The organism is Streptococcus sp. 4155, from assembly GCF_013276695.1.
GTDB lineage: Bacteria > Bacillota > Bacilli > Lactobacillales > Streptococcaceae > Streptococcus > Streptococcus pseudopneumoniae.
Genome location: NZ_VMLM01000104.1, coordinates 1 through 13,124, shown reverse-complemented (window position 1 = coordinate 13,124; position 13,124 = coordinate 1). Strand labels below are relative to the sequence as shown.

Annotated in this window: 9 protein-coding genes and 1 pseudogene; 4 read left to right on the top strand and 6 right to left on the bottom strand. The window is 37.8% G+C overall.

Annotated elements, in window-relative coordinates; all coding sequences use genetic code 11:
* Positions 1–165: 165 nt before the first annotated feature.
* Together HT715_RS11655 and HT715_RS10735 are read right to left on the bottom strand one after the other, a co-directional pair.
* The gene (locus HT715_RS11655; protein WP_191994244.1) at positions 166–1,359 is read right to left on the bottom strand and encodes a restriction endonuclease subunit S; all 1,194 of its coding nucleotides are present in this window, start codon (positions 1,357–1,359) and stop codon (positions 166–168) included.
* Positions 1,356–2,432 (bottom strand): AbiH family protein, encoded by a 1,077-nt coding sequence (locus HT715_RS10735; RefSeq protein ID WP_000413036.1) that lies wholly within the window; start codon positions 2,430–2,432, stop codon positions 1,356–1,358. The genes HT715_RS11655 and HT715_RS10735 overlap by 4 nt, the downstream gene beginning before the upstream one ends.
* 260 nt (positions 2,433–2,692) lie before the next feature.
* Here HT715_RS10735 and HT715_RS10730 point away from each other — a divergent pair, with 260 nt between their 5' ends.
* On the top strand, positions 2,693–3,934 hold the full coding sequence (locus tag HT715_RS10730) for a Fic family protein (protein WP_001109411.1): 1,242 nt from the start codon (positions 2,693–2,695) through the stop codon (positions 3,932–3,934).
* A gap of 135 nt (positions 3,935–4,069) precedes the next feature.
* On the opposite strand, the gene HT715_RS10725 is transcribed toward HT715_RS10730, so the two are convergent.
* Positions 4,070–7,438, bottom strand: a complete 3,369-nt coding sequence (locus HT715_RS10725) for a type I restriction endonuclease subunit R (RefSeq protein WP_240149863.1) — start codon at positions 7,436–7,438, stop codon at positions 4,070–4,072.
* Positions 7,439–7,849: 411 nt separating this feature from the next.
* On the opposite strand from HT715_RS10725, the gene HT715_RS10720 reads away from it, so the two are divergent.
* On the top strand, positions 7,850–8,398 hold the full coding sequence (locus tag HT715_RS10720) for an ImmA/IrrE family metallo-endopeptidase (protein WP_000335401.1): 549 nt from the start codon (positions 7,850–7,852) through the stop codon (positions 8,396–8,398).
* Positions 8,399–8,408: 10 nt separating this feature from the next.
* Positions 8,409–9,686 carry an FRG domain-containing protein gene (locus HT715_RS10715; RefSeq protein WP_023935422.1) on the top strand — a complete coding sequence of 426 codons (1,278 nt, stop codon included), beginning with the start codon at positions 8,409–8,411 and terminating at the stop codon, positions 9,684–9,686.
* A 115-nt stretch (positions 9,687–9,801) separates the two neighbouring features.
* Here the strand turns inward: HT715_RS10715 and HT715_RS10710 are convergent, their stop codons facing one another.
* From HT715_RS10710 to HT715_RS10700, 3 genes and pseudogenes are all read right to left on the bottom strand, one after another.
* The gene (locus HT715_RS10710; protein WP_000134328.1) at positions 9,802–11,049 is read right to left on the bottom strand and encodes a toxic anion resistance protein; all 1,248 of its coding nucleotides are present in this window, start codon (positions 11,047–11,049) and stop codon (positions 9,802–9,804) included.
* 21 nt (positions 11,050–11,070) lie between these two features.
* A complete protein-coding gene (locus tag HT715_RS10705) occupies positions 11,071–11,877 on the bottom strand; it encodes a hypothetical protein (RefSeq protein ID WP_000834988.1) in 807 nt (268 codons plus the stop codon).
* Positions 11,878–12,538: 661 nt separating this feature from the next.
* Positions 12,539–12,952: pseudogene (locus HT715_RS10700) on the bottom strand (IS3 family transposase); the annotation flags it as partial.
* A 38-nt stretch (positions 12,953–12,990) separates the two neighbouring features.
* On the opposite strand from HT715_RS10700, the gene HT715_RS10695 reads away from it, so the two are divergent.
* Positions 12,991–13,124 (top strand): IS630 transposase-related protein (locus tag HT715_RS10695; RefSeq protein ID WP_214648876.1); only part of this gene is annotated, 134 nt, incomplete at its 3' end.

The window sequence follows — 13,124 nt, the reverse complement described above, 5'->3', positions numbered from 1 at the left end:
CTTGAGTACGGCAAGGTGAAGCTGACGTGGTTTGAATTTGATTTTCGAAGAGTATTATGAATTGAACACGACCTAAAAGCTAGGTAAAAAAGATAAACTGTCTGGTCTTCATCGAAGACTGCGCCAGTTTCCTATTTTTACTGGGCTTTTTACGGTCTTTGTCTCTTAGATAAACATTTTTCTGAGTAGGGTTTGTTTGCTTTCTTTGAGCTGGTTGACTCTTTCCTCTTGCTTGGCAATGGCCTTGTCTAGGTCTTGGAAGAAAGAACCGATAGCTTCTTGTTCAGGGAGGGAAGGTACTGTAATTGCTAATCTTGTAAAATCATCTGCTTTAACTGCCATTCTTTCATAAACAGTACCTTCTTGGAATTTTAACGCTTGTTGAATAAAGTCTTTTGAAGTTAGAATTCCTTCTATAAATTCAGGAAGAATATTGGAATAATTAACTTCAAAAGTTACATAAATTGGTGAAAATACAGCTTCACCATATTTATTTCTAGCTATAGCACCAAATTTCAAATTTGCTGGATTATAAACAATATCATTGTATCTAGTATATTTATATTTTTTTGACTCTTCTCTTACTAGAAATTCTCTATTATATCTTTCCGTCTTTGGAGTTACTCCATTCTCAACAGTAAATGAAACTAACGGAACTTGGTCAGATGGAACCATCTGAATATTTCTTTCAGTTAACACTTCCCCCAACTTCACTTCCTTCCAGTCATCTTCAAATCCTGCGAAGCGAAGGGCTGGTTTGATTTGTCCTTTGGCTGGGAAGAGGAGTTTGAGGTAGGTTTTCTTCTGCTCTTTGAGCACCTCTAACTTACGCTGTTGAAGGTTAATGAGCTGGTCAATATCTTGGAAGAAAGAACCAATAGCAGTTTGCTCGGAGAGGGAGGGGAGGGAAATATCTGTCTCTAAAATATTCTTATTGTATAATCTTTTTATTGTAGTTCCTTCAATTCCTGACCAAGATACAATCTTATAAAAAGCTTTAAGAAACTTGTTGTTAATTTTACCATGGTGATTCAACCAAACAATATTTGAATCTTGGTAGTAAGCTTCATCTCCATCGTACTCAACAACGCGGCCAATACTTCCTGAAGCAGATAACAGTAAATCTCCTCTTTGAGGATAAGCAAATTTTGTTTTATATTCTTCAAATTTTTCTCTAGTTATATAAGTATCAGCTTCCCCTCCAAAAGTACCAATTTTGAAAAAAGGAATTTCAAACTCCGCAGAAGTTTCCTCTTTGAAAATCCTCCTACACATTTCAACTGACCCAAGATTTCCCAACTTCTTCTCTTCCCAAACTTCAGTATACCCCGTAAAGCGATAACTTGGTTTTTTTGTCATATTACTCCTCCAACTATTTCATCTTTATTTGTATCTATAAATTGCAATTGATAAGCTTTACGAGCCCCCCATGCCTTAAGTGTTTTCTTAATAGTATATTCATTCTGCTTATCGAACTGGTCTACATAAATGCTCACATCCGGTGTCTGTTTAAAAATTTCTTTAAAGTACGGAGCATCCACTCCATCCTCATCCCGAATACCAAAACCAATGAAGTAGATTTCTTTGATAGAGCTTAAACTTTTGAAAAACTGTATATTATTAGTTAATATACTATCAACTGGTTTCTTTAACTTATTAACAACTTCTTCCATATATGCTCCTACATCTAGAGGATTGAAATCACTTACTTCATCATCAAAACCATGTCCAAAAATAAATTTTTCCCCACCAATAACTCCATGTAAATGAAAAACTTGCTCTTCAGGGATTCTATATAAATCCTCTAACGTTTTTGTATAATTGAAATTTAGAAATGTTGCATCAGAGTTTTTCAAAACTGTAGCTTTTAACAATTTATAACACGAATTTTCACCATTTCTAAGAATTCTATCAGTCCATTCAAAATATGTTTCTTCTATCCACAATTTAAATAATTTATTTAAAGAATATAATACATATTTAGCTAGAATTTCTCCTATTTCATTAGCATTACTAGCCATTATACTGCCATCCAAATCTCTAGCGTTATATATACAATCTGTATTAACAATAGACACTTCATTAAAATCTGCTAATTTCTCTTCAAAATCAGACCAAAATTTCTCAGTTTCCGTAATTTGACTCATTAGCTGATACAGTAACTTATACAAAATTACATCATCTGGATATAGATCTCCTCCATCTGGTGCCATTTCCATTTCAGGTATGGTATCATCATCAATTTCTTCTAGCAATATTTCTTTATCAATTCTATTTAGATATAATTTTATGGCATTTTCACTTTGCAACGACTCTAACAGTTCATCTTTCCCATAAGCCTGCTGATAAACGAACTTCTTGAAATATAGATAATTCGTCCTTAAATCATGTGCTATATCAAAACCATTTCCGATAATAAATAATTTTTCCACTATATCCCCTCCTTTCTATTACTCAATTTTCTTATTTCTACACTTTAGGTTTTCTTTTTTGATTTCTATTCTTCAATTTTACCTATTTTTGCACTTTAGAATGTCTATCTGTCATTTCTATTGTTCAATTTTGGCTATTTTTGCACTTTAGATAGGCAACTATGCTATTCTATTATTCAATTTTACCTATTTTGAAACAATAGATAGGCTGATTTTGTGATATAATGTTAAAAAACGTTGAAATGCGAGGATGACTACATATGAACTATAGAGAACTTAGAAAAATCTACTACAGTCATCGTGACCGATATGAGGAAGAGTATCAACTACGCTTACAGGGATACAGCTCCATTAGGACATCTCTTTATCCTCATTTAATGCAACGCGATACTGTCAAAACAAGCCAATACCCTCTATTTGTTACCCTGCATCTTGGGATTTCCCAACTAATGGAAACTATCTCACAGCAGTCTCAACGAATTAGTGAAATAGCTGATACCCTCCCTAAGATTGCCCACGATCAGTTTTATAAAGAACAGCTCTACCAATCGATTATTTCCACAAATGAGATTGAGGGTATCCATACAACTCGTAAAGAGTTGGTCGATGTGGAGAAACTCCTAGAGGAAGACCCCTATAAGACCGAACAAATCAAACATCTTTCCACCTTGCGAATGTACCAACAAATCTTGAAGGATGAATTTCTCCAAATCCAATCTCTTGAAGATATCAGAGGGATTTATGACCAATTAACACAGGGAGAAATATCGCCAGAGGATGAACTCGATGGAGAGTTTTTTAGACAGAAATCGGTCTTTATCCAAGACGACAAGACTGGCAAAGTCATCTATATCCCACCTCAAAAGGAGGAACAGATTCAGGTTATGCTGACAGAGTGGATTCGTTTTATCAACGACCATTCTATCCCAAACCTTATCAAGGCTTGTGCTGGACACTATTTTTTTGAAAATATTCATCCATTCTACGATGGGAACGGTCGGACAGGACGCTACATCCTCGCCAAGTACTTGTCTAGAAAGCTCGATAAATTCTCAGGTCTGGTTTTGTCCCAACAAATCAATCACCATAAGCAAGACTATTATAAGGCTTTTAGGAATACTGGCGATCATCTCAACCGTGCCGATGCTACTTTCTTCGTTGAAACTTTATTGACTTTTATCAAGGAAGGGCAGGAAAATATTATCCAAACCCTCCTTGAAAAACAAGAGCAACTGCATCGCTATAAAGTTAAGATAGAGCAAACAGAAGGGCTGGAGGAAGTTGAGAAATACATCTTGTTTCTCCTCGCTCAGTCCAAGCTCTTTGTCGATGATAAGAGAGATGGCATAGAAGATAGAAGCATCATCCAACTGGCCAATCAGTCCAACCATCATTACTCTAAGAAAAAGATCAAGGATGCTTTCTTGCATCTTGAAGAGAGGGGAATTTTGACCCTAATTGGTCGAAAACCTTCCCAACATTATCTTTCTGACTATTTTTAATACTCAATGAAAATCAAAGAGCAAACTAGGAAACTAGCTGCAGGCTGCTCAAAACACTNNACTGACGAAGTCAGTCACATATATACGGCAAGACGACGTTGACGTGGTTTGAAGAGATTTTCGAAGAGTATAAACCTATCTCCCCCTTAGCGATAAGATATCCTCTGAAATCATGCGCATATAGTCCTCTTTGAGGGCTTTTTTGTATTTGAGTTTTGGTAGTGCCTTGTCTCCGTGGGCTTCCTTATAGGCCAGATAGTCCTGAGATTCCGTAATGGCTTTTTCACCATTTTGCTTGTCTCGTCCGATGCGGTAGTTGTCCACTACGAACTGGAGTTCATCCTCTCCTATCTGCCAATAATCTGCCGTTTCACGAATCTTTTTCTGGGTTGTTAGCTCAATCATCTCATCCAACTTATGGGTCACAGACTGCCCCTGATAGCTCTTAGCATCTGCTTGGACATTCTGCCAGAGTTTGGAGATGAGGCTGGATAACTTGGGATTGGATTTGTTCAAATCTTCGATATAGTTATCTACCAGACCCTTTTCCTTTTTACCGATAAGGTTTTCCCGATTTTCGATCAAGGCTTGGATGAGAGAGAGGATATAGTGATAGTTTATCTCGTCGGTGCGGATGGATTCGAGCTCATACTCGATATCCAGCAGCACACCTTCCTCTTCTTGGTCTTCTTTTCTGCGTCTGCGGAGTTCTTCGATGACATTTTGATATTGGCCGGCAAAGTTCTCGATGTCTTCTAGGCTAAGTCCAATCTCTCTGAGGATGACTTTCTCATCATAGTCAGAATAGACTTGTATAGAGGATAGGAGCTTGTCAAATTCTTGGAAGGCCTTGGCAAAGCGTTTTAATTCTGCATCTGTCGCTGTATCCAAATCCGGCACCTGCTCTGGACTTGGAGCGATGGCTAATAGTTGATGAACCTTCTCCAGAAACTTGGCCTTCTCCTCCTGCCATTCTGGGGCTAAAACACTGCTTTCGCCACCATTTGAGTAGAGGCTCAGAGCTTCATCCACCTTTTCTTTAAAACGGTCAGGCGTTTGGAAAGTAACGATTTGGCCGAATTTCTTGCCTTCATCAAAGAGGCGATTGGTTCGTGAAAAGGCCTGAATGATGTGCTGGGGTTTCATGGGCTGACGGTCCATGAATAGGGTCGATAGGCAAGGGGCATCAAAGCCTGTCAACAAGCGGTCCACAACGATAACCAAGTCCAACTGTTCCTCACGGAAGGCAAAGCGTTCTTTCTTACGGGCCAGACGGTCGTTGAGGTCACTATTGTAGGATGCAATGGTTGCTAGGCTAAAATGGGTACCAAACATGGCATTGTAGTCTTCTAAACTCTCCTCCATATAGGCTTGGTTGACATAGGAGTTTGCTTCATTTTCTGTCACAGAGTAAGTAATGGCAACCTTAGGGAAGTCTGGCAAAACCTTTTTAACATTTTCCGAAATGCTTAGAGACTTCTCTCCATTTTTGACTTGCTTAATCAGGTTATAATAGGCCTGCGCACGGACAATGCTTTTGACAGTCAAAATGGCTTCATAGGTTTTTCCTACCCCATTTTGGAAACCGAGTTTGCGTCTTGAGCGATTGAGAATAGCATCTAAAACGGCAAGCATATGTCCTTCGTCATCATAACGCTCCTCGTCAATCTCATCTTCTGCCCAACCAGGCATGGTCGTCTGATACTCCACATTAAAACCAAGAACCGCCTTGTCATGGATGGCTTCTTTGACGGTATATTGGTGGAGGCAGTCACCGTACTGCTCTTCGGTCGTCTGAGCAAGGTCTCCTTTTTGTTCACGTTTATTTTCTGTAAAGATAGGAGTTCCTGTAAACCCATACCAGAGAGAATTTGTAAAGAAGTGCTCTAGGTGGCGCTGGCGTTCAGGAGTCACTGCGCGATGGCATTCATCAACAACAAAGCCTAGTTTGAGTTGTTTGATACGATTGTAGACCTTTTGGTGACGGCCTTCATCAAACTGACGAATCATAGCATTGATTTTCTGGATGGTCGTCACAACGACACGGCGGTCATCAGAAGCTAGATTTTTAACCAATTCCTGTGTATCATCGGTCTCGTCGATATCAATCATATCGTTCTCTGCGTAAGACTGAAAAGAACTGGTCGTCTGCTGATCAAGGTCTGTCCTATCAATCACAAAGATTGTCTTCTCAATGGATGGTATCTGGAGCAGATTGCGCGAAACCTTATAGGAAGTCAGGGTTTTTCCTGAACCAGTCGTATGCCAAATATAGCCCGACTGGCGCTTGCGACTGGCTTCACGGATAGCCTCAATGGCATGTACCTGATAGGGGCGTAATAAAATCAAGGCCTTCTTGTCATCATCAATGACAGAATACTGCATGACCATCTCGTGGGCTCTCGGTATCGACAAGACAGACTCTGCAAAGTCAAATAGTTGAGGTTGAGGTCTATTTTCACTATCCACCCACTTGGTCAAGAAGCGCTCATTTAGCTTGTTGGCTTTGGCAGCTGCGATGTAGCGGGTGTCTGTGACATTAGAGACGACAAACATCTGAAGACTTGAAAAAATGCCTCTGAACTGTCCTTCTTGGTCGTATTTTTTAATCTGACGGAAGGCATCCATGTAAGGATGAGAACGGCTTTTTAGTTCAATCTGAATCATAGGCAGACCATTGATCAGCAAAGTCACATCCCCACGACGCTGGCGAATCCCTTCTCCGCCTGTGATGACTTGATTGACAACCTCATAGCTGGATTTGCCACCAGCGACATTGTTTCTCCACAAGACTTCCAAGCGAATGGTGCCTAAACTAGCATCTTCACGTTGAACCTGCACCTTGGCAATGCCATTTTCCCCTGCTATCCACTTGGCTGCTTCGTAGAAGTTGACGAAATTGAGCTGGTTTTTAATTTGATTTTTCTCTAAATTTGTAAGGGGATGGTCTTGCAAAATGCGGACATTATTGGCTTCCAGCTTGGCAAAAAAGTTTCCCCATAGGAGGTCTTCTGTATTTAACTCAGGTCGATACACCCATTGACTTTCTCCCTTTGTCAACTGGTTGATCAAATCTCGCTCGATAGCCAATTCCTGTTTGGTTTTGGCTTTACCTGCTACAGGGATAGCAGTCTCATCTTTGGGAGAGAGTCTCTGGCTGATATGGAAATCCTGCAAGGCGGCTTGATTGAGATATTGCAATTTTTTGAGAAGATCTTGCTCTGTCCCTTTAATGGCTTGATAGCCTTCCGTCAATTCTTTATCTGCATCTAGGTAGTGATGTGGGTTCTTCTTTATTTGGATATAACCCTGCACCAAATCTTCTAAACGTCTCAGCTGAATAGCAAGCTGGTTCTGGAGTTCCTGAGAATTGCTTCCAGATGCTTCTTTCTGGTTGATAGCTTCTAGGTATTCTACGATGGCAGTATAACTAGGCTGCAACTCAGGTGCTGAAACGATGAGTTCTTGTTCTAATTCTTTTGATAACGTGTAAGCCATGTTCATACCCCATTTCTACAACGCAAAAAGCCTACCAAAAACATTGGTAGGTTTTGAAAATGGGTATGAAAACGCGAGTTTATATATATATATATATATACAAGCTAGTTATTTGCTTAAATCTGAAAACCATAGGGACTCTTCCTTTTCATTCATCCAAGGCGTTGATAAGATCGAAAAACAACGCCTTTACTTCCTTCTATTGTATCATAAAAGACTAGTAGTGAAAAGGTTTCCCATGGTTTTATCTCTTATTTCAGAGTAAAGGTAGTTTCTTTCTTAAATTTTCAATCTATCTATAGACTAAAAGATCTTTTTAGTTTAGAATAGTAATATAAACTATTTTTGTATCATGATAACTTAGAATAATTCATAATTTTTTAATAAAAATAAAAAATATAAATAGGAGAATTTATAATGTGTAAAGTCTATAAATATAGCGAACTATACTCAACAGATTTTATGTCTTATTTTGACAATAAAAAAGAAGTAATATCAGACATTGAACTTCAATCAGATGAATATAGTATAGATATTGATAAAATTATTGCTGAATTAGGAATTGAGGTTATAGAAACATACTTCGATTCGCATTCTGGAAAATATGATGCTGACACTAAAAAAATGTATGTTAATATTTTGGAACCGCTACAGCGTCAACGATTTACTAAGTCTCATGAATTAGGCCATTTTGTGTTAAAACATGAAGGAATTTCTGAACGTGAACAAACACCAGTAGCGAATGCTAAAGAAAGAGCTGCTAACCAGTTTGCAGCAGAACTACTAATGCCGCAAAAGTTAATCATAAAAGCAATCGATAGAATGGCAATAGATTATTCTATGACCTGGGAGGAATTAGATACTTTAAATGATGAAATTATTATTACTTATCTTGCTGAAAAATTAAATGTGTCCAATCCGGCTATGAAATATAGACTTATTAATTTGGGTGTATTGTCCATTTAAGGAGAATTTTATGTTACTTAGGGATAAATTCTATGAAAATTTAGGGACCTATTATTCATCCCCTGAAGAAATAAAAAATCAACTGAATTCAAAAATCTTTAATGATTTTAAAATAGTAATAAATATAATTGGAATAAACCAACCTCAGGAAGATTTAACACCAATTTACAAAATTCAAAATCTAGAACTCTCATCAACAAATAAAAACTCTAAATTGCAAGATGAAATCGATGATATCAATAAATATTTATTAAGTGCAGGTACGGGATTAGGATATAAAGATGAAAAAAATTCATGGAGTTTATTTTACTTAATAAAAGAAATGATTACATCGTTTCAAAGACAAGGCTATAATTACTATAGGGGACAAAGAGAGGATTGGGAAACAGTACCAGGGATATTTAGAAATTTACAAAATAGTGAAGGAAATAAATACTGTAACACTTTTGAATCTCTTTATCTAAATATCTCTAGAGAATTTCCTGATGAAGTTAAATATGTCCCTTTAAATCAAGAAATGTTAGATATCCGAGCTGATGAATTAGCTATCTTACAACATTATGGTTTGCCAACAAGTCTACTAGATATTTCCGAAAATCCATTCATAGCCATGTTGTTTATGTTAGGTTTTGGGAAAATAAAAAATCCTCAGTTAGAGTTCTATAAAATTGACTCCAGCAATGATAGTGAGAATGGAATAATTTCTTTAGTTCATAAGAAAATTACAAATAAGAGAATACGGGCACAAAAAGGTGCTTTTATAAATTTTGATAAACTTATTAAATTTATAAATTTTAAAAAAAATGAAATAGAATTAGAAAATTATAAACCTATCGATAGAATTATTCTAAATATCAAATTTAATATAGAGGCCTCTATTAAGTCTTTAAAAAATCAGCAAAGCTCTAATCATACTAATCCAGAAGATGATCTATCTTCTAAAAATTTAGACGGAGTAATTAAATTTTTAGAAGGAAAGTCTGTCAAATCAGGTTCTGATAAAAATAATCAAGAGGAAAGAATTTCTGGCGACTACTATGAATTAATTCAAAGAGAACTTTTACGAAAGTTAAAAGAGTACAATTATGAAACAAATGCCTTATTTCCAGATTTTTCAGACTATTTGATTTATAAATCTAAAGAATTCGAATTAAAAGATGATAAAAAATCTAATAGAGCGGTACTTAATGAATTAAAAAAAAATTCAAATAACCTGCCTTATCATAAAAGCAAAAAGAATAGAAAAGGTAAATATAGAATCACAAGAGTCTGGAGAAAAAGTCTTTGAAATCAAAAAAACGCATAATATCAAGAATTATACAACCTTGATATTATGTGTTTTATTGTAGAAAGATTTACTTCATTTTCTCCTGAAATTGAGTTTTTCCCAGCATCCTTGTGTATTATTCTTGTACTTCTTTCTGAGCAGCCTTGCCTTGGTCGAGAAGGGCTTGGACGATTTTCTCATCGCGTAGTTTGACAGAATCGTTGATCATTTCTGCGGACTTGACGATGGTTGTTTCTAGTTGGGCACGTTTCTGGCGTCCCAATTCAATAGCTGCGACGATACCTTGGTTTTGAGCGACCAGACTTTCAGCCAATTTGGTAACAGACTCAACAGCGACTGTCGGGCTTTGGGCAATTCTTTCCATCTGCGGAATCACTTCCTTGCTGGTCTCAGCTAGCATCTGAAGGGCAGCATTATTGGCATTGACAATGGCATCTGCCACGACACCTGATTTCATGGATTGTTGCAAAATACCCAGTTGGGCAATGGAAAGTTTCATTGTCGGAATCGTATTACGACGAAGCATTCCCAATTTTTGGCGCATATCAGATGACACCTTCACAAGATTGCGCATCTGAGGTGTTGTTGCCCAGGCAACATAGAGACGGCTGACATACTCAGTGTGCTGTTGTTCAAGGGTATTGACCACTTCAGCCATGCGGGCCAATTCTTGTGACTTGGTTTGGTATTCTACCGTACTTGTATCGAGTTGGTCAGCTTGAGCTTTCAGTTCTGCAGCGCGCTTGCCAGCTTCTGTCTGGCTGGCTTCGATAAAGGAAATCACTCCCACTAGATTTTCAATGGATTTGGTATTGTCCTCAATCAACATCTCAGCAGAGACGATATTTCGAGCTAGCACATCTTCTTGCTTGACCACTGCGGCAGCCATGCCATCGAGCTTTTGCTCTACTGTTTTTGAGTCAAAGTAAAATTCCTGTAGGGTATTCTTGCTCTTGTTAAACAATCGTTGCAAAAAGTTTGGCTTTTCTTCTAACTCAGCAATTTCAGCGTTCTTGTATTTGACTACAAAGCCTTGCAACTCACGGTTGGTATTCTTGAGAAGATCATCCACTTGGGGAATCTGCAGTTTCTTTTGTTCTGACAAGATACGGTTGACCGTATTGTTCACACCTTCTACAGCAGATTGGCCAAAATCCAAAAGAGCATTTTGATTGGTGACAAACTGGTCTACCAACTGGGGCACGTGCGCCTTAATCCCTTCTTGTTGCTCAGGGCTCAGCTTCTCAAGGAAGGTCAAGGTCTTGTCCGAGCCAGTATTGGTCTCGATGATTTGGGTTGTCTTATCCACCTTAGCTACCGTATTATTGGCAATCTGGTCAATATCAAAATTAAATTCTGTCATGGTTACTCCTTTGTTTCTAACCTATTCTTTACGATCTTTTTCTAGGATACGCAAACTAATATCAAAATCACGCATATCTGTTTCATTGAGTTCTCTCAACACCTGGTCCAGCTCAAGGTCAAATTGTTCGATAGCTGATTTAGCTTGCTGTAAACGTTCTTCTGCTCGATTATAGTTTTTAGGATTGGCCTTAATCTTTAAATAGCCTTCTAAAATCGTTTTGAATTTCTCCATCTTCAAACTATGAATGGCCGTCAATTCTTCCTTATCCCCCTCGGCAGAGGTGGCAATCTTGTCTAAAATAGCCTGATGGTCAACGGCAATATTATCCAAGGTCTGAGACAATTCTGGAGCTAGTTCCTCTGGCTCCGCATTTTCAAGTTCTACCTGACTTTCTCTATCCAAACGTTCTAGCTGAACATCGATGTTTGCCCTTACTGTACGAACCTTTTTGTCAATACGGTTGTAGATATCAGCATCGATATAGGACTTGAGACAATCCGCCTCCTGATGGATTTCCCTCAGTTCGATCAATACTTGATTGGCCAGACTCTTATAGGAATCTGAACCTTTTTCTACTAAAGTTCCCTCCAATTGCTGAATATCCTTGTCCGCCTGACGAATACGAGCTTTTAAAAGCTCAATCCAATCGTCGAGAGAACGATCCTGCAAAAGAGGATAGCGCCAACGTTTATAGAGACGATAACCACCATAGCCTAGCAGGACACAAGCCGCAAGTGGGAGAGCATATTGAACCAAAAGGCCCAGTAAGAACAAGAAGCCCCAAAAATAGAGACAGCCTTTGCAAAAACCATTACCTGATTTCATAAACATTCCTTATTTTCAATTTATAAATCTATTTTAGCACAAAAGAGCAAAATGAGGGCGGAAATCCCCTAGAAAAGAGTTGATTTCTTTGCTGTAGAATGGAGGCTAGTAGAGCGTGGGCTAATTTCAGTAAAGCGGACTCAAACCACAGGCTTCAGTGTTATAAGATTGCGAAATGACCTCTGAGGACATATCAAAACAAAAGCTTGAAATATCGGAGGGGTTGTGTTAGAATGAACTTACAATGTGAGTAAAGTTACAGCATATGTAACTAAAAAGCCCCACCGTGCCACCGATGGTTTTTTTTGCTACCCTCTTAAAGGGTTAACCATTACTTCTTACGTTTCTTAAGCCATAACTTGAAAAGCTCAGATAACACGTTAATAAGTAACAGAGCTAGAAACACTGTGAGTAAAGTTTCTAGCATATGTAACACCTCCCTTCCTTAAATTGAGGGGGCCAAAATATAGTAGATTGAAACTAGAATAGTACATCTGGATTTCTAAAATATTACTAGAAATTGATTTGATTGTCCTGATTGATTTGTCCTATTTTTATTTTATTTCACTATATTATATCATCAAGATCACGTAATTCCCAAACAAAAACGCCTTTATGTGTATGTACTGATGTACTGACCCCAAAAAGTTAGACAATTAATTTAAGCAAAGGATTTAGTTCTGTATTGCACAGGGCTAAGTCCTTTTAGTTTTACCTTAATTCGTTTATTGTTGCAGTAATCAATATAGTCTACAATAGCTTGTTCCAATTGATTAAGCGATTGAAACGACTTCTCATAACCGTAAAACATTTCCGATTTCAGAATCCCAAAGAAGGACTCCATCATACCATTGTCTGGGCTGTTACCCTTACGTGACATAGATGGTTAGATTCCCTTATTCTTTAAAAAATGACGATAGAAATCGTGTTGGTATTGCCATCCTTGGTCACTATGGAGAATTGTATTTTCGTAATGGTTCTCTGTAAAGGCTTGTTCTAGCATAGCTTTCATTTGTACTAAGTTCGGCAAATAGGAGATAATTTCACTGTTAAAGCCATCTAAAACTGGTGATATAGTTGCTTAGTTTCAAACAAGCATGTTATAATAAAGCTATGGCATATAGTACAGATTTTAAACAGAGAGCATTAGATTACATCAAAGAGGGGAACAGCCATGTCGAGGCAGCCAAGGTTTTTGATGTCGGCGTCAGAACTCTCTTCACGTGGGAAAAGAACTTACGTGAACA